At 72.1% G+C, this 23,300-nt stretch carries 24 protein-coding genes; 13 read left to right on the forward strand and 11 right to left on the reverse strand.

The genetic code is table 11. The annotated features are described in order from the left end of the window. Positions 1-13: 13 nt before the first annotated feature. From DEJ51_RS01315 to DEJ51_RS01330, 4 genes are all read right to left on the reverse strand, one after another. Positions 14-1,240: a beta-ketoacyl synthase N-terminal-like domain-containing protein gene (locus DEJ51_RS01315; protein ID WP_150255517.1), complete on the reverse strand. Its 1,227-nt coding sequence runs from the start codon at positions 1,238-1,240 to the stop codon at positions 14-16. Continuing rightward, the gene (locus tag DEJ51_RS01320; protein ID WP_150255519.1) at positions 1,237-2,508 is read right to left on the reverse strand and encodes a beta-ketoacyl-[acyl-carrier-protein] synthase family protein; all 1,272 of its coding nucleotides are present in this window, start codon (positions 2,506-2,508) and stop codon (positions 1,237-1,239) included. Before DEJ51_RS01320 ends, DEJ51_RS01315 begins: the two co-directional genes overlap by 4 nt. After that, a complete protein-coding gene (locus DEJ51_RS01325; RefSeq protein ID WP_150255520.1) occupies positions 2,505-2,948 on the reverse strand; it encodes a cupin domain-containing protein in 444 nt (147 codons plus the stop codon). The genes DEJ51_RS01320 and DEJ51_RS01325 overlap by 4 nt, the downstream gene beginning before the upstream one ends. 126 nt (positions 2,949-3,074) lie before the next feature. After that, complete coding sequence (locus DEJ51_RS01330; protein ID WP_150255522.1) at positions 3,075-4,172, reverse strand: SchA/CurD-like domain-containing protein; 1,098 nt, start codon at positions 4,170-4,172, stop codon at positions 3,075-3,077. 275 nt (positions 4,173-4,447) lie between these two features. Here DEJ51_RS01330 and DEJ51_RS01335 point away from each other — a divergent pair, with 275 nt between their 5' ends. Further along, complete coding sequence (locus tag DEJ51_RS01335; protein WP_150255523.1) at positions 4,448-6,079, forward strand: FAD-dependent oxidoreductase; 1,632 nt, start codon at positions 4,448-4,450, stop codon at positions 6,077-6,079. Positions 6,080-6,129: 50 nt separating this feature from the next. Here DEJ51_RS01335 and DEJ51_RS01340 read toward each other — a convergent pair whose 3' ends face one another. Continuing rightward, positions 6,130-6,339 carry an acyl-CoA carboxylase epsilon subunit gene (locus tag DEJ51_RS01340; RefSeq protein WP_150255525.1) on the reverse strand — a complete coding sequence of 70 codons (210 nt, stop codon included), beginning with the start codon at positions 6,337-6,339 and terminating at the stop codon, positions 6,130-6,132. A 221-nt stretch (positions 6,340-6,560) separates the two neighbouring features. Between DEJ51_RS01340 and DEJ51_RS01345 the strand changes: the two genes are divergently transcribed. The 4 genes from DEJ51_RS01345 to DEJ51_RS01360 all read left to right on the forward strand — a co-directional run bounded on the left by DEJ51_RS01345 (position 6,561) and on the right by DEJ51_RS01360 (position 10,127). Further along, complete coding sequence (locus DEJ51_RS01345; protein ID WP_150255527.1) at positions 6,561-6,779, forward strand: hypothetical protein; 219 nt, start codon at positions 6,561-6,563, stop codon at positions 6,777-6,779. Positions 6,780-7,058: 279 nt separating this feature from the next. Then, a complete protein-coding gene (locus tag DEJ51_RS01350) occupies positions 7,059-8,477 on the forward strand; it encodes a glycoside hydrolase family 16 protein (RefSeq protein WP_150255529.1) in 1,419 nt (472 codons plus the stop codon). 200 nt (positions 8,478-8,677) lie between these two features. Beyond that, positions 8,678-9,190: a pyridoxamine 5'-phosphate oxidase family protein gene (locus DEJ51_RS01355; RefSeq protein ID WP_150255531.1), complete on the forward strand. Its 513-nt coding sequence runs from the start codon at positions 8,678-8,680 to the stop codon at positions 9,188-9,190. A gap of 100 nt (positions 9,191-9,290) precedes the next feature. Next, positions 9,291-10,127 carry a class II glutamine amidotransferase gene (locus tag DEJ51_RS01360; RefSeq protein ID WP_033225849.1) on the forward strand — a complete coding sequence of 279 codons (837 nt, stop codon included), beginning with the start codon at positions 9,291-9,293 and terminating at the stop codon, positions 10,125-10,127. A 251-nt stretch (positions 10,128-10,378) separates the two neighbouring features. On the opposite strand, the gene DEJ51_RS01370 is transcribed toward DEJ51_RS01360, so the two are convergent. Next, complete coding sequence (locus DEJ51_RS01370) at positions 10,379-11,263, reverse strand: MBL fold metallo-hydrolase (RefSeq protein WP_190620120.1); 885 nt, start codon at positions 11,261-11,263, stop codon at positions 10,379-10,381. A gap of 128 nt (positions 11,264-11,391) precedes the next feature. Here DEJ51_RS01370 and DEJ51_RS01375 point away from each other — a divergent pair, with 128 nt between their 5' ends. Both DEJ51_RS01375 and DEJ51_RS01380 read left to right on the forward strand, forming a co-directional pair. Further along, complete coding sequence (locus DEJ51_RS01375; RefSeq protein ID WP_150255533.1) at positions 11,392-11,820, forward strand: MarR family winged helix-turn-helix transcriptional regulator; 429 nt, start codon at positions 11,392-11,394, stop codon at positions 11,818-11,820. An 89-nt stretch (positions 11,821-11,909) separates the two neighbouring features. Beyond that, the gene (locus DEJ51_RS01380) at positions 11,910-12,956 is read left to right on the forward strand and encodes a LacI family DNA-binding transcriptional regulator (RefSeq protein WP_150255535.1); all 1,047 of its coding nucleotides are present in this window, start codon (positions 11,910-11,912) and stop codon (positions 12,954-12,956) included. Positions 12,957-13,027: 71 nt separating this feature from the next. Here DEJ51_RS01380 and DEJ51_RS01385 read toward each other — a convergent pair whose 3' ends face one another. Continuing rightward, positions 13,028-13,690, reverse strand: a complete 663-nt coding sequence (locus DEJ51_RS01385) for a DUF4360 domain-containing protein (protein WP_411757276.1) — start codon at positions 13,688-13,690, stop codon at positions 13,028-13,030. Between the two features lie 228 nt (positions 13,691-13,918). Here DEJ51_RS01385 and DEJ51_RS01390 point away from each other — a divergent pair, with 228 nt between their 5' ends. Then, positions 13,919-15,769 (forward strand): glyoxal oxidase, encoded by a 1,851-nt coding sequence (locus DEJ51_RS01390; RefSeq protein WP_150255536.1) that lies wholly within the window; start codon positions 13,919-13,921, stop codon positions 15,767-15,769. Here DEJ51_RS01390 and DEJ51_RS01395 read toward each other — a convergent pair. The 3 genes from DEJ51_RS01395 to DEJ51_RS01405 form a co-directional block, all read right to left on the reverse strand. Then, a complete protein-coding gene (locus DEJ51_RS01395; RefSeq protein WP_150255538.1) occupies positions 15,766-16,365 on the reverse strand; it encodes a hypothetical protein in 600 nt (199 codons plus the stop codon). The genes DEJ51_RS01390 and DEJ51_RS01395 overlap by 4 nt on opposite strands. Before the next feature lie 96 nt (positions 16,366-16,461). Then, positions 16,462-17,094: a HutD family protein gene (locus DEJ51_RS01400; RefSeq protein WP_150255540.1), complete on the reverse strand. Its 633-nt coding sequence runs from the start codon at positions 17,092-17,094 to the stop codon at positions 16,462-16,464. A gap of 5 nt (positions 17,095-17,099) precedes the next feature. Next, complete coding sequence (locus tag DEJ51_RS01405) at positions 17,100-17,537, reverse strand: MarR family winged helix-turn-helix transcriptional regulator (protein ID WP_033225812.1); 438 nt, start codon at positions 17,535-17,537, stop codon at positions 17,100-17,102. Between the two features lie 154 nt (positions 17,538-17,691). Here DEJ51_RS01405 and DEJ51_RS01410 point away from each other — a divergent pair, with 154 nt between their 5' ends. After that, entirely contained in the window at positions 17,692-19,197 is a 1,506-nt protein-coding gene (locus tag DEJ51_RS01410) for an MFS transporter (RefSeq protein WP_150255541.1), read from the forward strand. 97 nt (positions 19,198-19,294) lie between these two features. Further along, positions 19,295-19,813 carry a mycothiol transferase gene (locus DEJ51_RS01415; protein ID WP_150255543.1) on the forward strand — a complete coding sequence of 173 codons (519 nt, stop codon included), beginning with the start codon at positions 19,295-19,297 and terminating at the stop codon, positions 19,811-19,813. Positions 19,814-19,877: 64 nt separating this feature from the next. Here the strand turns inward: DEJ51_RS01415 and DEJ51_RS01420 are convergent, their stop codons facing one another. Next, entirely contained in the window at positions 19,878-21,239 is a 1,362-nt protein-coding gene (locus DEJ51_RS01420) for an FAD-dependent oxidoreductase (protein WP_150255545.1), read from the reverse strand. Positions 21,240-21,449: 210 nt separating this feature from the next. Between DEJ51_RS01420 and DEJ51_RS01425 the strand changes: the two genes are divergently transcribed. The 3 genes from DEJ51_RS01425 to DEJ51_RS01435 all read left to right on the forward strand — a co-directional run bounded on the left by DEJ51_RS01425 (position 21,450) and on the right by DEJ51_RS01435 (position 23,282). Further along, entirely contained in the window at positions 21,450-21,641 is a 192-nt protein-coding gene (locus DEJ51_RS01425; protein WP_150255547.1) for a DUF5302 domain-containing protein, read from the forward strand. A gap of 168 nt (positions 21,642-21,809) precedes the next feature. Further along, complete coding sequence (locus DEJ51_RS01430; protein ID WP_150255549.1) at positions 21,810-22,223, forward strand: rodlin; 414 nt, start codon at positions 21,810-21,812, stop codon at positions 22,221-22,223. 144 nt (positions 22,224-22,367) lie between these two features. Continuing rightward, positions 22,368-23,282: a glycoside hydrolase family 19 protein gene (locus DEJ51_RS01435; protein ID WP_150255551.1), complete on the forward strand. Its 915-nt coding sequence runs from the start codon at positions 22,368-22,370 to the stop codon at positions 23,280-23,282. Positions 23,283-23,300: the final 18 nt, after the last annotated feature.

The following is a 23,300-nucleotide window of genomic DNA, read 5'->3' on the forward strand; positions in this document are numbered from 1 at the left end:
AGTGAGCGGTGCGCTACGAGCCCTTGCGGACCACGAGCGCGGAGTTCGACCCCATCCGGCCGCGGCTGAGCACCAGTGCGGTGCGCAGCTCCGCGGCCCGCGCGCTGCCGGTCACCACGTCGAGGTCGTGGCACACGTCGTAGACGTTCGGGGTCGGCGGGACGATGCCGTGCTCCAGGGCCAGGGCCGCGGCCGCGGTGTCCAGGGCGGGAGCGGCGCAGTACGCCCTTCCGGTACCGGACTTGGGGGCCGTGACCGGCACCTTCCGCCCGTACGCACCGAGGGCGTCGGCGATGGCGGCCGCCTCGGCCGCGTCGGCCTCCGGGGTCCCGATGGCGTCGGCGAAGACCACGTCGATCTCCTCGGGCGCGCAGCCGGCTTCCCGGAGGGCGCCGCGGATGGCGTGGGCCAGCCCCTCGCCGGCCGTGTCCCGTTGGCGGGTGCCGGTGAAGGTCGCGGCGTGGCCGGCCAGGACGGCCCGTACCGTGGCGCCACGACGGCGGGCCGCGGCCTCGTCCTCGACGACGAACATCGCGCCGCCCTCGGCGGGGACGAAGCCGCAGGCCTTGTCGGTGAACGGCCGGTAGGCGCGCTCGGGGTCCTCCCCCGTGCTCAGCCCCTCGTACTCCAGCTGGCAGACGATGGAGTACGGCGCCAGCGGCGCCTCCGTCGCCCCGACCAGCATGGCCCGGCTGCCCTGGCGGATGCCGCGGACGGCGTGCGCGAAGGCGTCCAGTCCGCCCGCCTCGTCGCTGGCCACGACCCCGCAAGGGCCCTTGAGCCCGCGCCGGATGGAGATCTGGCCGGTGCTCGCTGCATAGAACCAGGCGATCGACTGGTACGGGCCCACGAAGCGCGGCCCCTGCTCCCAGAGGTGCTGGAGCTCTCGCTGGCCGAACTCGCCGCCGCCGGATCCGGCGGCGGTGACGACGCCCACGGAGAAGGGGTCGTCCTCGTAGTCGGCCCGGCCGAGCCGGGCGTCCTCCAGGGCGAGGTCGGCCGCGGCGAGGGCGTGGTGGGTGAAGCGGTCGGTCTGGACGAGGAAGCGGTCCTCGACGATGGCGCCGGGGTCGAAGCCCCGGACCTCGCCCGCGACCCGCAGCGGCAGGTGCTCGCAGCCCGCCCGGGTGACCCGGTCCAGCACGCTGGTACCGGACTGGGTCGCCTTCCAGAAGGCGTCGGCACCCACGCCGTTGGGCGCGACGACTCCGATGCCCGTGATGACCGTACGGCTGGTCACGAGACCTCCTCCTTCGGCCGGGTCATGACCACGGCGGACTGGAACCCGCCGAAGCCGCTGCCCACCGAGAGCACACTGCGCAGTTTCCGGCCGCGGGCGACACGGGGTACGTAGTCCAGGTCGCACTCGGGGTCGGGCGTCTCGTAGTTCGCCGTCGGCGGTACCACCTGATGGGTCATGGCGAGTACGCAGGCCGCGAGTTCGATGGCGCCGATCGCGCCGAGGGAGTGCCCCACCATGGATTTGATGGAGGTCATCGGCGTCTTGTAGGCGTGGTCGCCCAGGACCCGCTTGACGGCCGCCGTCTCGTGGCGGTCGTTCTGCTTGGTGCCGGAGCCGTGCGCGTTGACGTAGTCGATCTCGTCGGCGGCGACGCCGGCCTCGGCGAGGGCGGATTCGATGGCCCGGGCCATCTCCAGGCCCTCGGCGGTCAGCCCGGTCATGTGGTGGGCGTTGCCGAAGGTGGCGTAGCCGCCGATCTCGCAGTAGACGGTCGCACCGCGGGCGCGGGCGTGTTCCAGCTCTTCGAGTACGAGGACGGCCCCGCCCTCGCCGAGGACGAACCCGTCCCGGTCGGCGTCGAACGGCCGGGAGGCGTGGGCCGGGTCGTCGTTGTTCGGCGAGGTCGCCTTGATGGCGTCGAAGCAGGCCACGGTGATCGGCGATATGGGTGAGTCGGAGGCGCCCGCGATGCAGACGTCCATCCGGCCCTCCGCGATGGAGTGCACGGCGTACCCGATGGCGTCGAGTCCCGAGGTGCAGCCGGTGGAGACCGTCTGGACCGGGCCGCGCGCACCGGTCTGCTCCGCGACGGCGGAGGCGAGGGTGGCGGGGGTGAACGCCCGGTGCAGGAACGGGCCGGCCCGCTTGTGGTCCACGTCCCACCAGGAGCCGGACTGGCTCACGGCGACGTAGTCGTGCTCCAGACGGGTGGTGCCGCCGACGGCCGTGCCGAGGGAGACTCCGGTCCGCCAGGCCTCGTCCGTGCTGAGATCGAGGCCCGCGTCCTTCACCGCCTCCCGGGCGGCCACCAGGGCGAACTGGATGTAGCGGTCCGCCCGGTCGGCCTCACCGGGTTCGAGGCCGTGCGCGGCGGGGTCGAAGTCGACCTCGGCGGCTATCCGGGAGCGGAACCCGGCCGGGTCGAACAGGCTGATCCCGCGTGTCGCCGTACGGCCGTTGGAGAGCAGGTCCCAGAAGTCGCGGACGCCGATCCCGCCGGGTGCGACGACCCCGACTCCGGTGACCGCCACCCGCCGGCGGGTCACGAGACCGCTCCCGTGCGGTCCGGCGGCTGCTCCCACGCGGTGCTCTCCGGGTGGGGGGCCTGCTCGGTGTCCACGTGGCCGAGCTCGGGGCGCGGGGCAAGCGGGCCGAGGTGGAAGACCATGCGGGCCTCGGTGTCGCCGACGTTCCGGAAGCGGTGGCGTACGTTCAGCGGCACGAGGAGTCCCTGGTCGGTGCGCAGCGGGTGGGCCTCGCCGTCGAGGTCGACCTCCAGCCGGCCGCTGACCACGTACACGAACTCCTCGGAGTACGGGTGGTAGTGCTCTGCGATCGACTCTCCGGGGGCCATGATCGCCAGGCCCATGAAACCGCTGGTGGAACCCACCGAGGTCGGGGTGAGCACGGCCCTCAGGTCTCCGCCGCGGCGGCGGTTGGGGGGCGTCTCGCTGAGGTCCACGATGCGTGGGCGCTGTTGGGTCATGGTGGGTTCCTCCTGCGTGTGGGAGAGCCTGGGTTCGGATGGGTCGGGTTCGGGGTGGAACGGGGGCCGGTGTGGTCCGGGGCCTGGGTCGGGGACCGGGGCCGGGGGCCGGGGGCCGGGGCGGGATCAGGAATCCGCGGGTGCCCGGCGGTCCGTGATCAGGTTCATGGTGTGGCCGGCGGTGCGGACCCGCCTGCCGGCCCGGGCCGTCAGCCGGTCGAGCACCGCCGCCTTGCGCGGTCCCGAGACACCGAAGGTGGTGTCGGGCTCGGCGTCGAAGGAGCCGCGGACGTCGACGAGCCGGACGACGATGTCGTCACGCTGGAAGATGCTGCTGCTCCGAACGGGGCTGCCGGGGTTGCGTGCGGCCTCCTCGTCCTGCCGGGCGAGGAACTTGGCGAGCGCGGCGCCGCAGCCGGGCTTGGCCGGGTAGAAGAGCGCGTGCCGCTGGACGTCGGCGGACTCGGGCTCGGGTGCGGCGATGTGGTGGACCGCCGGGAGCGCGGCGCGCATGAAGAACATGCGGGCGGACTCCGGATCGTTCAGGTTCCGGTCCTTCTCCAGGTGCGGGTTGAGTGCCTCTTCCGCCGCCCGGACTCCGGGCTGCTCGGAGACGTGGCGCAAGGCGGCCATCAGGTCGCCCTGGACCTCCACCGTGCGCACGACGCGGTTGCCGTGCATGAACAGCGAGGTCCGGCAGAGCCGGGTGTGGTCGTCGACCCGGGCCTCCGGCGAGGTGTAGCTGGAGAGGATGGACGCGACCTCCTTCTCACTGCCCGGCTTGACCGTGAAGGTGAGGGCGTGGCGCACGATGCCGGCGCCCAGCCGGGGGGTCTGCTGCAGGCGCGCCGTGGCCGGGCGGTCCCCCTGGCCGTAGCCGCGGCCGGTCTCGCGCAGGACGGTGAACTTGAGCGGGCGCATGGCGCGGGCGCACGCGCCGAGCGGCTTCACCTGTTCGGCGTGGTGCTCGCTGTTGACCCATGCGAGGTACTGCGGGGCGCTTTCCCACTCGCTGGTGATGAGCCATTGGGAGGGATTCTCGAAGGACTGGCACAGCTGGTCGCTGATGTGGCCCGGAACCGACGCGATGTCGTGGCGGAGCTGTTCGTACGCCTCGAAGAACTGCTGCTGGGTCCCCTCGTGGAGGTCCATCAGCAGGACGACCCGGAGCATGGAGCCGTCGAAGGCTGACTGCGACACCCGTTCGGACAGGGTGGTTGTCATCTACTCACTCCTTCATGAGGGGGTGGAGATCCATCGCGTACGGACCCCTCGTCCGTCACCGGTGGCGTCCGCCCGGGCCGGCGGCCGCCTCCAAGGGGAACGGCAGGCCGGCGCGTCTCAGGGGGAGCCGCTGTCGCTCATCGTCGTCCGGGTGGGGACGTACCGCTACATGTCCGGATCAAGCGGGTGACAACCGGCGAATCAACTGGGCCTCATCCCGGATCGGGGGCATAAAGAGTCCACTCCCCCACACAGAAAACAGGAGCCCGCAGCTGATGGAAGACAACGCCGATGTTCGCGTACCGGTTCTCGTCGTGGGCGGCTCCCTCGTGGGCCTGTCCACCTCGCTTTTCCTGAGCCGCCACGGAGTGAGGCACCTGCTGGTCGAGAAGCACTCCGGCACCTCCGCACACCCGCGGGGCCGTGGCATCAACGCCCGGACGATGGAGCTGTTCCGCACGGCAGGGGCGGAGCGCGCGATCCGCCGGGCGGCGTCCGTACTGGAGGGAAACCAGGGCATTCTGCAGGCCCGGTCGCTGACCGACGGCGACCACAACTGGCTGGTCAAGTCGATCGACCCGGCCGGGGCACTGGCCCGGTTCAGCCCGACGGGCTGGTGTCTGTGCAGCCAGAACAACATCGAGCCGGTGCTGGCCGAGCAGAGCCGCGGCATGGGCGCCGACGTGCGGTTCGCCACCGAGCTGATGAGCTTCGACCAGGACGCCACGGGGGTGAACGCCGTGGTGAAGGACCGGGAGACGGGCGAGCACATCACCGTGCGCGCCGACTTCCTGATCGCCGCGGACGGGCCGCGCAGCCCCGTCAGGGAACAGCTGCGGATCGCCCAGACGGGTAACGGCGAGCTCTTCCACAACGTGAGCGTCACGTTCCGCTCGGAGAAGCTCGTCGAGGTGCTGGGCGACCTGCGCTTCATCGTCTGCTACCTGGTGCGCCCCGGAGCGGACGGGGCGCTGCTGCCGGTGGACAACAAGACGCAGTGGGTCTTCCACGCCCCGTGGCACCCGGAGCAGGGCGAGACCCTGGAGGACTTCACCGACGAGCGGTGCGTGGATCAGATCCGCGACGCGATCGGCGTCCCCGACCTGGACGTGCACATCGGCGGCAAGGCCCCGTGGCACGCGGCCGAACGGGTGGCGCAGCGGTATTCGTCCGGACGGGTGTTCCTGGCCGGTGACGCGGCCCACGAGATGTCCCCCACGGGGGCGTTCGGCTCGAACACGGGTATCCAGGACGCCCACAACCTGGCGTGGAAGATCGCCGCGGTACTGGACGGTTCGGCCGGCATCGGTCTGCTCGACACCTACGAGGCCGAGCGGCTGCCGGTGGCCCGCGCCACCAGCGAACGGGCGTCGGCCCGTTCGGCGGAACACAGCCACCCGGGGTACGCGCCGCCGCCCACCATGGGCGGCGGGCCGGGCAGTGGTGTCCTCACCACCGCCATGGGCTACTGCTACCCGCAGGGCGCACTCGTCGGCGGCGAGCCCGGACGGCCCGTCATCCCGGAGAACCTGCGCCTGGTCGGCGACACCGGGACCCGGGCCCCGCACATGTGGGTGACCCGGTCGGGTGAGCGGATCTCCACCCTGGACCTGTACGAGCGCTCGTTCGTGCTGCTCAGCGGTACGGGGACGCCGTGGCGGGCGGCGGCCGAGCAGGTGGCCGGGCAGCTCTCGATGCGGCTGGACGCCTACACCATCGGCTCCGGGCCGGATGCGGACCTGGTCCAGGAGGGGCGCTCCGACTGGACCGAGGTGCACGCGATGAGCGCCGGGGGCACCGTCCTCGTACGGCCGGACGGGTTCGTGGCATGGCGCTCGGAAGGCTCGGTGGCCGACGCCCCGGCGACGCTGCGCGAGGTCCTCTCGACGGTGCTGCGCCGGGCGTGACGACCTCGTCCCCGCTTCCGCCGGCCGTGCGTGCGGCCGGCGGAAGCGGCTCAGCGGCAGGCCCAGCAACCTGCCCAGCAGCCGGTGGCCGGTACGGCGGTGCGCCGGCGGCCGGGCCCGGCGCCTCCGGCCGCGTCGCCGCCGCCGGAGGTCCGCTGGGCGTAACACGCGACGACGACCGCGATCGCGGCCAGTTCCTCAGGGGCGGCGACGCCCCTCTCCACACGCAGCAGGCTCGCTATCGGGACATCCTTCGACATCGGCACGGCCTCTCTCACGGGGGCTGCGCGTGCGCCCGGTCGCTTCGCGAGGGGCGGACCGGCTCGGCTCCGGCGCGGGCGGCACACGGGTGGCTCGGCGCGCTGACGGGACGTGTTCCGCGTGAGCGAACCGGCCTGCGGATTCCGGTGGGATCACCTGGAATCCTGTCGCGACCGAGGCTACAAGAGCGTGCCGCGGGCGGCACTCCGGACCGGCCGTGGTGACCGGGCACCCGCCGCTGCTGTGCCGGGGCTGCGCCGGCAACCTGTACGCGGTCTGCACCATGGACCATGCGGGCGGGAACAAGACCGGGCAGTGGGAGGTCGACCACGAGATGCCCGTTCCGTGCCCGTTGGCCGGTCTGCTGCCGCTGACCGGTACGGCGGCCTCCGTCCATGACCTGCCCGGTGCCGAGGAGGTGCTGGGTCCGCAGGGATGACGTACGGCGCGTTGGTCCGTACGGGGGAACGCCCGTTCCGCCGCCGGCCGTCGGCGGAACGGGCCCCCGGTCGGCGGCCGTGCCGTCGACGGAAACAGGTGAGCGTTCACCAGTTGAACTCGCCGTGCCCGTAAATGCTTTGCCGGTTACATCTCTTGACGGCCCGTGAGAACGCGGAGGACAGTGTCCAGCGGCGCGGCTTGAGAGCGCTCTCAAGCTGCCCGACCCGCTGTCCCTTCCCCCCGCACCGCGCCTCGGCGCGCTTCAGAGAGGGCACTCATGCACGAGATATCCGGCAGGAAACGGCCGACGGTCCGACGGGCCGTCCTCGCCGCGTTCAGCACGATCGCCGTGGTCGCGGCAGCCGCCGCGGGCGTGGTCCTGCCCGCGAACGCCGCGGCCCCGCCCGCACCTGCCGGCTGGTCCCGGGTGTTCCTCGACGACTTCGACGGACCCGCGGGGTCCGGGGTGAACACCGCCGACTGGCAGTACACCACCGGCACGTCCTATCCCGGCGGGCCGGCCAACTTCGGCACCGGCGAGATCGAGACGATGACCGCCGACCCCTCCAACGTCTCCCTCGACGGGACGGGCAATCTGCGCATCACCCCGCGCCGGGACGCCGCCGGCAACTGGACGTCCGGACGCGTCGAGACCCGGCGGGCCGACTTCGAGCCCCCTGCGGGGGGCAAGCTCCGGTCTGAGGCCCGGATCCAGATGCCGAACGTGACCGGCCCCTCCGCCAAGGGCTACTGGCCGGCCTTCTGGATGCTCGGCGCCCCCTACCGGGGCAACTGGTGGAACTGGCCGGGCATCGGCGAGATCGACATCCTGGAGAACGTCCAGGGACTCAACAACGTGTGGGCCACCGTGCATTGCGGCACGAGTCCGGGCGGCCCCTGCAACGAGACCTCCGGCATCGGCGGTCAGCGCGCCTGCCCCGGCGCCACGTGCCAGGCCGGCTTCCACACGTACGCCGTCGAATGGGACCGGTCCAAGGCCGTCGAGGAGATGCGCTTCTACGTCGACGAGTTCAACTTCCACACGGTGCGCGCCGACCAGGTCGACGCGACCACCTGGGCCAACGCCACGAACCACGGCTACTACATCATCCTGAACGTCGCCATGGGCGGCGGCTTCCCGGACGCCTTCGGCGGCGGCCCCGACGCGGGCACCCAGCCCGGACACCCGATGGTCGTCGACTACGTGACGGTCCTGCGTTCGACCGGGGGCACCACCCCGCCCACCACTCCCCCGACGACACCGCCCACCACCCCGCCCGGGCACCGCGACGCGTACACGGCGATCCAGGCCGAGTCCTACGACGGCCAGTCGGGCACGGCGAAGGAGACCACCACCGACAGCGGCGGCGGTCAGAACCTCGCGGCGATCGGCAACGGCGACTGGGCGCTCTTCCGGGGCGTCGACTTCGGCTCCACGGCCGCCCGGCAGTTCCACGGGCGTGTGGCGAGCGGTGCGGCCGGCGGGGTCAGCGGGCTGGTCGAGGTTCGGCTCGACCGTCCGGACTCGGCTCCGGTCGGCAGCTTCGCGGTCGCGTCCACCGGCGGCTGGCAGAGCTGGCGCACGGTACCGGCGAACATCACGGCGGTCACCGGCACCCACGACGTCTACCTGACCTTCACCAGCGGCCAGCCCGCCGACTTCGTGAACGTCAACTGGTTCGACTTCGGCCACTGACGGCCGGGGGCGTCGTCCCCGCGGGACCCCGTGGGACTCCGTGGGACTCCGCGCAACCCCGTGGGGACGACGCGTACGCGTGGCGCGGCGCGGCCGGCCCGGTGTGCTCCCGGATGGCGGACCGCGCGCGGCCCCGCGCAGGGGCTCTCCCGGCAGGCCCCGGTGCACACTGGAGGCCCGCAGCCCCAGGAGGACAGCCCATGGCCGACGAGGAACCCCGCGCCGAGTTGGACGCACGGTACAGCGACGAGCGGGCGAGAGCCGTGCCCTGGCGGGAGGCCGTCACCCGGCTGGCCGCGGCGGAGCTGTACTGGCTGACGACCGTACGTCCCGACGCGCGCCCCCACGTCACCCCGCTGATCGGGGTCTGGGCGGACGGCGCGCTGCACTTCTGCACCGGGCCCGGGGAACGCAAGGCCAGGAACCTCCGGGGCAACGCGCACGTCGTCCTGACCACCGGCACCAACACCCTCCACGAGGGATTCGACCTGGTCGTCGAGGGTGTGGCGGCCCGGGTCACGGATCCCGAGCGGCTGCGCCGGCTCGCCGCCGCGTGGGAGGCGAAGTACGGCGCCGAGTGGCACTTCGAGATCGGCGACGGTGTCTTCGTGAGTCCCGACGCGGGCGAGGCGGTGGTCTTCGCGGTGCGGCCGAGCACGGCCTTCGGGTTCGGCAAGGGCGGATACAGCCAGACGCGCTGGCTCTTCTCCTGACCCGCCCCGCCGCCCCCTGCCCCCCCTGCCCGCCTGTCCCGCGGGAACCGTGACGTCGGTGGGGTTAGGCTCGGAGCAGGTCGCGAAGGGGATGGTGCGCATGTGTCGGTGGCTCGCCTACTCGGGTTCGCCCATGCTCCTCGACACCGTGCTGTACCGCCCGGAGCACTCTCTCATCAACCAGAGCCTCCGCTCCCGGATGGGCGCGGAACCGACCAACGGCGACGGCTTCGGCATCGGCTGGTACAGCGCCGACGGCGACGGCACACCGGCGGTCTTCCGCGACGTCGGCCCCGCCTGGAACAGCCGTAACCTGCAGGAACTCGCGGCGCACGTCCGTTCGCCGCTGTTCTTCGCGCACGTCCGCGCCTCGACGGGTTCGGCGATCCAGCAGTCCAACTGCCACCCGTTCCGCCACGGCCGCTGGCTGTGGATGCACAACGGCGCGATCGCGGACTTCCACCGCCTGCAGCGTGACCTCTGCATGGCCGTCGATCCGGCGCTCTTCCCGTGCATCGAGGGGTCCACGGACTCCGAGGTGATGTTCTACCTGGCGGTCACGTTCGGCCTCGACCAGGACCCTCCGGGTGCGGTGGCCAGGATGGCCGGGCTGGTGGAGCGCCTCGGCAAGGAGCACGGTGTGCCCGAGCCGCTCCAGATGACGGTGGCGGTGAGCGACGGCGAGCGCGTCTGGGCCTTCCGCTACTCCAGCCAGGGGAAGTCCAGGACCCTGTACTACAGCAGCAGGGCCGAGACGGTCCGCCACCTGCATCCGGAGCTGCCCTACCTCAAGGAGGTCTCGGACGAGACCCGCCTCGTGGTCTCCGAGCCGCTCGGCGACCTGCCCGGTGTGTGGAACGAGCTCCCCGAGAGCAGCTACGCGGTGATCCCCTCCGGCCCCCACGCGGACTACCTGCCGTTCCTCCCCGAACTCTGACACCGCCGAGCCGGGCGCGCAGCGGGCGCGGCGGCGGGTGGGCGGGCCCCGACGGACATGTCCGCGGTCACCGTCCGTGTCCGCATCGGCACGGCCGGGCGGCACTCGGCGGCCGTCCGTTCGGGGACGGCACCGCGCCCGGACCGGTCGCCCCCGAGGAGGCCGTCCCGGCGGGATCGAACCCGCTCTCGACCTGAACCGGCGCCCGGGAGGGCGCCGCCCCGGGGTCCGGCCGCCGCCCGGCCCGCGGGTCACGCGTCCAGGGGGCGCCAGGCCGGACCGTCGCCGTCCTGCCGGACCTGCCCGAACACCACGTCGGCGAAGTGGACGCCGAAGCCGATGGTGCCGGGCTGCGCCAGCTCGGCGACCAGGCGGTGGCGGTGACCGGCGGTGAGGGCGCCGTCGTGGTCGAATCCCGAGGACCACTCCGGGTGGTCGATCTGGAGGGGCGAGTGCACGGCGTCCCCGAAGGCGATCAGACGGCGCCCGCCGCCGGTGATGACGTACTCGGCGTGTCCGACGGTGTGGCCCGGGGTGATCCGCACGCGCACCCCGGGGAAGACCTCCTGACCGTCCGTGATCGTGCGTACCTGCGGTGCCAGGGCCGCGACCTGCCCGGCCATGCCCTGGGCCTCCAGGAGGTCCCGCCGCTCCCATTCGGGCTCGGAGATCAGGTACTCGGCGTGCGCGAACACCGGCCGCGCGCCGCCGGGTGCGGGGTGGCAGGCCCAGCCGAGATGGTCGGCGTGGAGGTGGGTGAAGGCCACCGCCTCGACGTCCTCGGGCCGACGGCCGAGTTCGGCCAGACTGCGGACCAGCGCGCCGCCCCGGATCGTGGCGAGCGGGCCGTCCGGGGCCGCGTGCTCCTGCGGGCCGAAGCCCGCGTCGATCAGCAGGGCGCGGCCCCCGTGCTCGACGAGCAGCCCGCCGACGCTTCCCACCAGGTGGCCGGCGGCGTCCAGGTACTCGGGGTGCGCGGCCCACACCTCGTCGGTGCTGTCCCGGAGCAGCTCCAGCGGCCGGAGCCGCACGTCGCCGTCGGGCACGTACGACACCGTGGTGTCACCCAGCCGTATCGAGCGGATTCCCGCCGGTCGGCGCAGTCGTTCGTCCTGGATCGCCGTCAAGTCGGCCATGGGTTCTCTCCTGTGATGTGCCATCAGGTCGCCGCGGTTCGCTGCGGCGACGACGCCACCATAAACATCAAGTTCGAATCATTCAAGCTGTAATTATTTCGGCTTCACGGACTTGCTAGGGTGGGGGCATGACGACGCCACCGGAGCTGCAGGCCATCGCCGAGCGGCAGCTGTGCGGTCTGGTGAACGGGCTGGCCCAGCGCATCGCCGAGCACGTACGGGAGCGCGCCGCCACCCTGGGCCTGACCGCGTCCCAGGCGACCGCGCTGCGGGAGATGAGCGGGCCGATGACCATGCGCGAGCTCGCCGAACGCATGAGCTGCGAGCCCTCCAACACCACGTTCGTCGTCGACAAGCTGGAGAAGCAGAGCCTGATCGGGCGTCACCCGCACCCCACCGACCGCCGCGCGAAGCAGCTCGTCCTCACCGGCGAGGGCACCGCACTGCGCGAACGCCTCCTCGCGCTCCTCGCGGTCGACTCCCCACTGGGCGGCCTCGCCCCGGAGGAGCAGCGCGTACTCCGGGACCTGCTGGAGCGGGCCACGACCCGGCCGTAACCCGCCTACGGGGCAGCGACCGGGGGCGATCACCGGTTACCCTGCTGCCCGTCGAGGCCACCGCCCGTGGACACCGTGGAGGAGCATCCGTGACCGAGCCGCGTCCCGACAGCCGCCCCACCCTGGAGGCCGTCGCGGCGCATGCCGGGGTGTCCAGGGCCACCGCGTCCCGCGTGGTCAACGGCGGCGACGGGGTCCGCGCGCATCTGGTGGACCGGGTGCGTACGGCGATCCGCGTGCTGGGGTACGTTCCCAACCCCGCCGCCCGCACCCTGGTGACCCGGCGCACCGGGGCCGTCGCGGTGATCATCGCCGAGCCGGAGATCCGGATCTTCTCGGACCCGTTCTTCTCGCGCCAGGTCCGCGGCATCGCCAAGGAACTGACCGCGCACGACACCCAGCTCGTCCTGCTCCTGGTCGAGGACCGCGGCGACTACGAGCGGATCGAGCGCTACCTGGCGGGCGGCCATGTCGACGGGGCCCTCGCCTTCTCCCTGCACACCGACGACCCGCTGCCCGCCATCACCCGCCGCATCGGCATGCCCACGGTCTACGGCGGCCGACCCGGCTGGACCACGGGACCCGGGGAGGAGGAGGGCGTGGCCTATGTCGACGCCGACAACCGCGGGGGTGCACGGGAGGCCGTCCGCTACCTGCTGGCGCAGGGCCGCAGGCGGATCGCGCACATCGCCGGGCCGCTCGACCAGACCTCGGCGGCCGACCGGCTGAGCGGCTACCGGGAAGCCCTGGCGGCCGCCGGCCCGGAGCTGTTCGCCGAAGGGGACTTCACCCCGGCGGGCGGGGCCCGCGCGATGGCGGAACTGCTGGACCGGGACGCCGGGATCGACGCCGTCTTCGCCGGAAACGACCTGATGGCGACCGGTGCCCTGCGCGTGCTGCGGGAGAGCGGCCGGACGGTGCCCGGGGACGTGGCGCTGGTCGGCTTCGACGACGCCGAACCGGTGGCGGAGAGCGCCGACCCGCCGCTGACGACCGTACGCCAGGACATCGAGGGCATGGGCCGCCTGATGGCCCGGCTGCTGATGCGCCGGCTGAACGGCGGTGCGGACGTCCGGCGGACCGCGCCCGAACCGGTGATCACCGCCACGGCACTGGTGCGGCGCGCGTCGGCCTGAGCCGGCCCCCGGCACACCGCGGGGGCCCGCCGGACGGCGGACCCCCGCGAACGGGAACGAACGCTCCCGGGTCAGTGCCGGACCGGACACTGCTTCCAGGAGAAGTGGTACACGCTGTTGATGCTGCCATCCGTCGAGTCGAGCGCCATGAAGCTGGTCTGCGACGCGTCCGAGGTGCCGACCTCCGCGCGCAGTTCGGTGTTGATGTTGAAGTTGCGCTGCTCGCCGCAGGGGGCCCAGACCAGGGCCTCGATGCCCGTGGTGTCGGTCGCCTGCCAGTTGTCGACGAGCTCTCCGTTGAACTTGTGGGTCCGGTACGCGGTCTGGCTCATGCCCTGGAAGTAGTAGCTGGCCTTCTGCGTGCCGACCGCGCCCGGCGCGAGGCTGCCGAAACCGCGGTAGTCGACCTTGGCCACGGCGTACGTGTACCCCTGGGGGACGTGGACGTCGAGGGAGAGGAGGCAGTTCTTGCGGCCTTCGACGACGGGAACACCGCCGCCGGCCTGGGCCAGGTATTCGCTGTAGGTGACGGTGAAGGCCGAGTTGTCGGGCGACACGGCGACGGCGGCACTGCCGGGACGGCAGCCCGATCCGTTCACGGAGGCGACGTCCACGGTCACCTGGTCGGTGGGGGCCGAGGGCGCCGAGGGCGAGGCCCCGGCGGCGGGGGTGAGCGCGACCAGCGTCGCGGTCACGGCGGCTGCGGTGAATCCGGTGCGGAAGGACTTGATCACACCGCCATGGATAGCGGTCCGCGGCGGCGCCGGCCGGCCGACGGGCACGCGGTCTCACCTCGATGGCCGCAGCCCATCACCGCAGAAACGATAAATCTACCGAAATCACTCCACTGAATGGCCCCAGCCGGCACCGGGCCCCGCGTCGCACCGGCCGCACCTGCCGAATCTTCCTAATATCGGCGAGGCCCCGCAGGCCGATCGCCCCCTCCCGTGCCGAGGAGTTCCATGTCCCGCGCACCACGCCCGTCCCGCGCACCACGACCACGCTTCGCGGCCCTGTCGGCGCCGGCTGTCGCCGGCGCCGTACTCGTCGCCCTGGCCGTCGCCCTGCCCGGACCCGCCACTGCCCTCGCCTCGGTCCGCCACACGGGCGACGAGGCCGGGGTGCTCGGCGAGGAGCACGCCCGCGCGCACGCGCGCCTGCGGGAGGCGGCCAAGGGCGAACAGGGGTATCCGCAGGCGAAGCGCACGTCGAGCCTGGCCGCGCTGGAGGCGTCGCAGCGCAACGGCAACGCGAAGTTCGACGCGGCCCGGTTCGGCCGCTTCACCGAGTTCTTCCCCTCCCCCGACTTCGGCGTGCATGTGGCCCAGCTGCCGACCGGCAAGGTGCTGCTCTTCTCCTTCGAACGCGTGGAGGCCGATCCCACCAAGGAGACCGGCCCCACCAACACGGTGGGCCGGACCAACGCGGGCCGCGCCTACCTGTGGGACCCGGCCAGGGGGACCGGAGCCCGGGCCTTCACGAACGTGCCGCCGCCGGTGGTGCTGATGCCGGACGGCGCCTACGCACCCCGCCCGGCGCCGTTCTTCTGCGCCGGCCACTCGTACCTCCCCAACGGAATGGTGGGGGTGTTCGGCGGCAACGTCGGCGGCAAGGGCGGCAGCGGCGCGAAGCTGTCCTTCGTCTTCGACCCGTGGACCGAGAAGTGGTTCCGCAACCGCGACATGGCCGTGGGCCGCTGGTATCCGTCGGTGGTGACCGGGCCGGACGGCCGGCAGATCATCATGTCCGGCCAGTCCGAGCGCGGTACGGGAACCCCCACCCCGGTGGTGGAACGCTTCCCCGCGCTCGGGCGGCCGGTGCCCTGGCGTTCGTACGACATCCCGGCGAACGTGCCCGCGGAGCGGCTGCGGTCCCCGGCCCCCTTCCGCAACGACTACCCACACCTCTTCTCGCTGCGCGACGGGAAGATCTACGGCCTCGGCCGCGACGCCGACCAGCAGTGGCTGTTCGACCCCGTCAAGGACACCCGCACCGACCTGCCCCGGCGGCCCGCCGACTTCCGGGGCTACGGTTCGGCCGTGCCGCTGCCGGACGGTTTCCGGGGCCCGGACTCCGTCCTGGTGCTGGGCGGCGACCCGCGCGACCCGCTCACGTACAGGCTGTCCGGCGGCCGATGGAGCATCGAGGAGCCGCGGGCCTTCGGCCGCACGCAGGACGGGACCCTGATCCTGCCCGACGGGACCCTGATCACCGTCAACGGCGCCCTGGACACCCGCGACTACGGCAACGGACCCTTCAACCCGAAGGCCGATCCGAAGTACCGGCAGATCGAACTGCGCGACCTCCACGGCCACTGGACGTTGGGCCCGGCCCAGCGGCTGCCCCGCGGCTACCACTCCAACGCCCTGGTCCTGCCGGACGGCCGGGTGATGGTCACCGGCGACGAGCTCCAGCAGATCGCCAACGATCCCGACATCAGGGACGGGATGGACGGCAGCATCGAGCTCTACGAGCCCGCCTACCTGCACCGGGGCGCCCGGCCGGCGCTCGACCGGGCCCCGGCGGGCGACCTCGGCCACGACACGGCCTTCCAGGTCACGAGCTCGACCGCGAAGGACGTCAGGCGGGCCGTGCTGCTGGCGCCGACCACCGTCACCCACTCGGTGAACACCAGTCAGCGCCACCTGGACCTGCGGATCACCGGCGTCCACGGCTCCGCGATCGGACTCCGTACGCCGCCGAGCGCGGCCGACGCCCCGCCCGGCTACTACATGCTCTTCCTGCTCGACGCGAAGGGCGTGCCCAGCACCGCGAAGTGGATCAAGCTGGGCACCCGCACCGGGACCCGCTAGTCGTGGGGGCCGCCCCGGACGTACAGACGGCGGTGCGCGCGTGAGCGGTCACCACGTCCGTACGCGGCGTCGGAGCGGTCGGCGGGTGCCGTCCTTTTCGCCAGCTCCCGCAACGTGTCGAGGCCGGCCAGCACCTCCGTGCGACGGTCCGACCTCTTCATCCACACCGGCAGCCGGGCGAACATCGCCATCGTCGGCCGCACTCCGCCTCGCTCGCGCAGTCGCGCTCCGACGTACGCGGAGAGCTCGTCGACGTGATCCTCGTTGTAGGCCCACAGGATGTGACCGGCGCACCGGGTCTGCAGCCACAGCGGCCGTCGGAAGTACGGATCCTCGCTGCCCCCCAGCACCGTGCCGACCAGCCGGGCCCGCCCGCCGGGGTTCCAGTCGGCGACGGCGCCGCAGCCTCCACACGCCAGACGCCGCGCGTGGAACGGGGACGCGAGGTGTTCGGGTGCGCAGAGGTCGGGCCGGGGGATCACCAGGGCGCGGCCCTCGCATCGCGGACAGACCACCAGCATCCGACCGGCGAACCGAGCTAACCATCCGCCCGCGTCGTGGTGGCGGGCGGGATCGGTGCGGGGCTCGGAATCCATGAAGGACACCCTCGCAGGTCCACGACCCCGATCGGCTACGAGGTCGTCGAACCGGCCCGCGGGCCGCCACCGGCTACGTTCCGCACGCGTCCGTCCTCAGGCCGTCCCTTCCGGGAGCGGATCCGGGGCCGAGGACTCGGCCGAGACCCGCGCGAAGCGGACGACCGCCGTGCGGCCCGTCGTACGGACATGGCAGTCGCGAGGGCCCGTCAGCAGGGCCGCGTCGTACGGGAGTAGCTCCGTGCGGCCACCGGGGTGTTCGAGGACCGCCGGCCCGTCCAGGGCGGTCACCAGCAGGGTGTCGCCCGGGGGGACCGTGAGGCCGAGCGCGCCCCGCACGACGGCGGTCTGCGCCTCCACCGCGTCCCTGCGGTACATCACGTTGAAGTTCACGACGGGGCCGTCGAGCAGCCGGCAGTCGGTCGGCGCGTCCCCGGGGAAGTCCTGCGGCGCGTACCGCTCGTCCACGAGCCGGCGCACACCCGCCACCGTGAGGTCCATGCCCGCGCCCTCGGCGAGGGTGAGGGTGCGGCCGATGCCGGGGAAGGCGGAGAACGGCCCGTCGGCGGCGACCTCGGCCAGGCTCGCGCGCCAGCCGAAGTCGTCCATTCCGGCGCCCTCGGGCCAGGCCGCGATCTCACGGGTGACTCCCCCGCCGTTCTTCCAGACGGTGGCGGTCCGGTCGGCCGCCCGCAGGATCCTCGTCCCGCTGCCGCTCGGGGCGTCCATGGCGATCAGGCCTTCTCCATCGAGGGGCGCAGGCGGCCCAGCAGGGCGTAGAGCGTCGCGCTCTCGGCCTCGTCGAGGGTGTCCAGCGCACCGTGCATGGCCTGCATCTCCTCGCGCACACGGCGGATGACCTCGCGGCCGGCGTCCGTCGCGACGACGTTCTTGACGCGCCGGTCGGCGGGGTCCGGCTCCCGGCGCACCAGCTCGCGGGCCTCCAGCCGGTCGACGATGCCGGTCACGTTGGAGGCGTCGCAGACCAGCAGGGTGGCGAGGCCGCGCATGGGCACGGGGCCGTCGAGCTGGGCGAGGACCCGGGCCTGGGTGGAGGTCAGGCCGTGCTGGGCCGCGGCGGCCGCGAACTCGCGCCATTGGGCGGTGCCGATGGCGGCGAGCAGCTCCAGCAGCTGGAGCTTGGTGGGGGTCTGCGTGGCGGTGTCGCTCATACCTGGAGCGTACTCAGGATGCTTCACATTATCAATTGTTTACTTGACCACCTTAACTATCGACGTCTACCGTCGGTCGAGTTACTTGAGAAGGTCAAACATCTGCGTTCCGAAGCTCTTCAGCTCCGAAACACGAAGAAGGTTCACCCCAGCCATGAGCACCCCCTCCCCCGCCGCCCCGGCCTCCGGGCACCGGAACGAGACGGTCATCGTCTTCGCCCTGAGCCTGGCCGCCATGGTCGTCTCGATGATGCAGACCCTGCCGGTCCCGATCCTCGGCCTCATCCGCGAGGACCTCGGCACCACCACGGCCAACGTGAGCTGGGTGACCACCGCCACCCTGCTGTCGGCCGCCGTCTTCACCCCGCTGCTGGGCCGCTTCGGCGACCAGCACGGCAAGAAGCCCACCCTCGTCGCCGTGCTCGGCGTCATGGTCGCCGGCTCCGTCATCGCCGCACTGGCCTCCTCGCTGCCGCTGCTGATCCTGGGCCGGGTGCTCCAGGGAGCCGCCACCGCGATCTTCCCGCTGGCCCTCTCGGTCCTGCGCGAAGAGGTCCGGCCGCAGAAGCTGCCGGGTGCGATGGCCCTGGTCAGCGGCACGCTCGCGTTCGGCAGCGGGCTCGCGCTCGTCGCGACCGGCCTGCTCACCTCCGGCTCCGGCGCCGACTACCGCAACGCCTTCTGGATGGCGACCGGCTTCGCGCTGCTCGCCCTGCTCGCCGTGGTGTTCCTGGTCCCCGCGACCCGCCACAAGACCGGCGGCCGTACCGACTTCCTCGGCGCGCTGACCCTCGGCATCGCGCTGCTGCTGCTCCTGCTGCCGATCTCCCAGGGCCACGAGTGGGGCTGGGGCTCCGCCCGGACGCTGGGCAGCTTCGCCGGCGCCGCCGTCATGGCCGCCGTCTGGGTGCTCGTCGAGCGCAAGGTGAGCGAGCCGCTCGTCGACATGAAGATGTTCGTCCACCGCCCCGTGCTCATGGCCAACCTGGCCGGCGTCCTCGTCGGCTTCGGCATGTTCGCGAACTTCCTGGGCGTCTCGTACCTCGTCCAGATGCCCGAGGCCCTCACCGGCTACGGCTTCGACGCGTCCATCCTGCGCGCCTCCGTGCAGTTCCTGCTGCCCGGCGCCATCGTCTCGCTGCTCGCCTCGCCCGTGGGCGGCCAGATCGTGCGCCACCGGGGTCCGCGTACGGCACTGGCCCTGGCCGCGGCCCTCGGCGCGGCCGGCTTCGCCTGGCTGGTCCTGGACCACCAGCACAGCTTCTCGGTGATCGGCGCCGGCCTCGTCGTCGGTGCGGCCGTCAGCTTCGGCTACGCCGCCATGCCCGCCGTGATCATGTCCAGCGTCCCGCACCACCAGAGCGGCATCGCCAACGGCATCAACTCGATCTCCCGCTCCACGGGCAGTGCGATCGGCAGTGCCGTCGTCACCACGATCCTGGCGTCCAAGACCATCGAGCACCTGCCGGCGGGGGTCCCCCCGCTTCCCGCCGAGTCCGGGTTCACCCTCACCTTCGGCATCGGAGCCGTGGCCTTCGCCCTGGTCGCGGTCATCAGCTGGATCGGCCTGCGGCACGGGCAGGGCACCGTGGCGGCGGCCGGGACGGCAGACGGGGCGAAGAAGGCGGACGAGGCCGAGAAGGCCGGCGTCACCGGCTGACCGGCGGTCCGCCCCGTCACCCGACCCCCGGCCCGGGGGCCCGGCCACCGCGTGTCGCTCGCGGCGGTCGGGCCCCCGGGCCTTGCATGGTGGGTGCATGAAGGCTACGGAGGTCATCGCCGACGGTTTCGGACGCATCCGGGAGATCGTGCACGAGGTCGTGGAAGGGGTCCCGCCGGAGCTCCTCAACGCGCGCGTGGACCCGGCGGCGAACTCGGTCACCTGGCTCATCTGGCACCTGACCCGCGTCCAGGACGACCACATCGCGGACGCGGCCGGCACCGAGCAGGTCTGGGACTCCGAGGGCTGGTCGGACCGGTTCGCACTGCCCCTGCCCGCCGGGTCGACCGGATACGGGCACACACCACGGGACGTCTACACCGTGCGGGTCGACTCGGGCGAGCTGCTGCTGGCGTACTTCGACGCGGTGCACGAGCGGACCACGCGGTTCGTCCACGGGCTCGCCGCCGCCGACCTGGACCGGGTGGTCGACGAACGCTGGGATCCGCCGGTCACCCTCGGGGTCCGCCTGGTCAGCGTGCTGGAGGACGATCTGCAGCACGCCGGGCAGGCGGCCTTCGTACGGGGCGTACTGGAGCGCGACCGGGGCGCGTAGGCCGCGCCGCGCCGCCCGCGCGTACGCAGGGCCGGGACCCCGTCCGGGTCCCGGCCCTGTCGCGTTACGCTCCGCTCGCGTCGAGCATGCCCTCACGCTCGACGATCTTCACCCGCTCGCGGCCCTGGGGCTCGCCGAGGGCCTTCTCCGCCGCGTCGAGCTTGTACCAGCCCTCCCACGTCGTGTAGCGGACGCCGCGCTCGCCGAGGAAGGTCTCGACGGCCTCGGGCGCCGGGGCGGCCGGCTCGCCCAGGCGGCCCTCCGCGTGGTCGGCGAGCAGGTTCGCGACGGTCTCGTTCGCGTCGCCCTTGGTGTGGCCGATCAGGCCGACCGGACCGCGCCGGATCCATCCGGTGACGTACGTCGACTGCAGGTGCTCACCGGCCTCGATCACCCGTCCACCCTCGTCCGGGACCGTACCGGAGTCGACGTCCCAGGGGAGCTTGGGCAGCTCGTCGGAGAGGTAGCCGACGGCACGGTAGACGGACTGGATGTCCCAGTCGGTGAAGTTGCCCGTGCCCTTGACGTTGCCCGTGCCGTCGAGCTCCGTGCGCTCGGTGCGCAGGCCGACCACCTTGCCGTCCTCGCCGAGGATCTCGGAGGGCGACTCGAAGAAGTGCAGGAACAGCTTGTGCGGGCGCTCGCCGATGTCGCGGATCGCCCAGTTCTCCAGGGTCTTGGCGACCATGTCGGCCTGCTTGTTGGCCCGGCGGGTGGCTATGGAGCCCTCGTCGTAGTCGATGTCCTCGGGGTTGACGATGACCTCGATGTTGGGCGAGTGGTCCAGCTCCCGGAGCTCCATGGGGCTGAACTTGGCCTGCGCCGGACCGCGGCGGCCGAAGACGTGCACCTCCAGGGCCTTGTTCGCCTTGAGCCCGTCGTAGACGTTCGCCGGGATCTCGGTCGGCAGCAGTTCGTCGGCCGTCTTCGCGAGGATGCGTGCGACGTCGAGGGCGACGTTGCCGACACCGAGCACGGCGACCTTCTCCGCGTCCAGCGGCCAGGTGCGCGGGACGTCGGGGTGGCCGTCGTACCAGGAGACGAAGTCTGCGGCGCCGTAGGAGCCGTCGAGCTCGACGCCCGGGATGTTCAGCGCGCGGTCGGCCGTGGCGCCGGTCGAGAAGATCACGGCGTCGTAGAAGGACCGCAGCTCGTCGAGGCTGATGTCGTTCGGGTAGTCGACGTTCCCGAAGAGGCGCACCTGCGGCTTGTCGAGCACCTGGTGAAGGGCGGTGATGATGCCCTTGATCCGGGGGTGGTCGGGGGCCACGCCGTACCGGATCAGGCCGAAGGGAGCGGGCATCCGCTCGAAGAGGTCGATGGACACACCGGGCTCGACGGCTGCCTCGGACTTCAGCAGCGCGTCGGCGGCGTAGATACCGGCGGGGCCGGCACCGACGATTGCTACCCGCAGAGGGCGAGGCATGGCAGGGGTTCCCTTCGAGCGACGGCAAGGTGGATCAAGGGGAACCCTAAACGAAGGCAAACCTAACCCGGCACCCGGTGTCCCTTTATGGCCTCATAACCAAATCTTATGACCTCCCCAAGCAGCCCTTGGGGAGGCGAGGAACTCGCTGGTCAGCGCCGACGCCACCTGACAGACTGAAACCGCTTGATCACCCCAGGAGGACAACAGATGGCTGACGAAACCGACACCCCGCAGGACGAGTCCCCGGCCGAGGCGGCCAAGCGCAAGTTCCGGGAGGCCCTGGAGCGCAACGCCGCGAACGCCCACTCCCAGCAGGCCCACCAGAACCGGGCCAAGGTCCAGGGCTCCAGCAGCGCCGCGAGCGGCAAGAACAAGAAGGTCCGCCGCAAGAGCGGCTGACCCTCGGATCCGAGGAGCTCGCCCCCGCCGCCGTGGCCGGGGGTGGCTCGATCGGCATTGGGCCTTTCGGGTGAGTCGGGATAACCCCGCACGCCGTCGACAGTTGATCAGCACGCCCCGCCGAGGGCAGCCGTCACACGCGACAGTGCGAACCAGAAGGATCCCCACATGCTCAAGAAGTTCATGGCCACCGCAGCCGCCACCGCCGCCGTGCTCGGCGCGGGTGCCGCAGTCGCCTCCCCGGCGATGGCGATCGGCAACGACAACGGCGTCAACACCGTCAACGGCAACGGCTCGGCCCAGATCTACGGCAACCAGGAGACCCACGGCAAGATGAGCCCGCAGCTCGGTGCCATCCAGGGCTCGCTCAACAAGCTCTGCGTCGGCCTGCCGGCGAAGGTCAACGCCCAGTCCGTGCTCGCGCTCATCGCCAACGTGGGAGTCCAGGACGTCAACGTCCTGTCGAACCCGCAGAACCAGCAGTGCGCCGAGAACTCCACCCAGGCCAAGGGGGACGAGGCGCTCTCGCACATCGCCAGCAACATCCCGGTCCTCTCCGGGAACCTCTCCGCGGGCAGCTGATCGGCTCGATTCCGCGCCGGTGTCACGCGTCACGTGTGACACCGGCGCGTTTCATTTGGTCTAGACCTTGACAGGTTCAGACCATTTTCGCTTCAGTGGGCACCGTTCCCCCACGGCAAGTCCCCCCACTGAAGGAGCAGTTACGTGATACGTGCGCTTCGCCTCCGCGCCCTCGCGCTCACCGCCGCCGCGGCCGTCACGGCCGGCCTCGCCCTCACCCTCCCCTCCTCGACCGCCGTCGCCGCCACCCCCTGCGCCGGCGCCTGGGCCTCCTCCGCCGTCTACACGGGCGGCATGAGCGCCTCGTACGGCGGCCACAACTGGCAGGCGAAGTGGTGGACCCAGGGCGAGACGCCCGGCACCACCGGCCAGTGGGGCGTCTGGTCGGACCAGGGCGCCTGCGGCGGCGGGGGCACGGACCCCGACCCGGGCAACCCCGGCGGATTCGTCGTCTCCGAGGCCCAGTTCAACCAGATGTTCCCGAACCGGAACCCCTTCTACACCTACAACGGGCTGGTCTCGGCGCTGTCCGCCTACCCCGGGTTCGCCAGGACCGGCGACGACACCACGAAGCGGCGCGAGGCCGCGGCCTTCCTCGCGAACGTCTCCCACGAGACGGGCGGACTCGTGTACATCGTGGAGCAGAACACCGCCAACTACCCCCACTACTGCGACGCGAGCCAGCCGTACGGCTGTCCCGCGGGACAGGCCGCCTACTACGGCCGCGGGCCCATCCAGCTCAGCTGGAACTTCAACTACAAGGCGGCCGGTGACGCCCTCGGCATCAACCTGCTCGCCAACCCGTACCTCGTGGAGCAGGATCCGGCCGTCGCCATGAAGACGGCGCTCTGGTACTGGAACACCCAGAACGGCCCGGGCACGATGACCGCCCATGCCGCCATGGTGAACGGCGCGGGCTTCGGCGAGACCATCCGCTCGATCAACGGCTCCCTGGAGTGCAACGGCGGCAACCCCGCCCAGGTCCAGAGCCGCATCTCGAAGTACCAGAGCTTCACCCAGCTGCTCGGGGTGACCCCGGGCAACAACCTCGGCTGCTGAGCGGCGGCGCCCCGGCGG

The organism is Streptomyces venezuelae (assembly GCF_008642275.1).
Taxonomy (GTDB): domain Bacteria; phylum Actinomycetota; class Actinomycetes; order Streptomycetales; family Streptomycetaceae; genus Streptomyces; species Streptomyces venezuelae_E.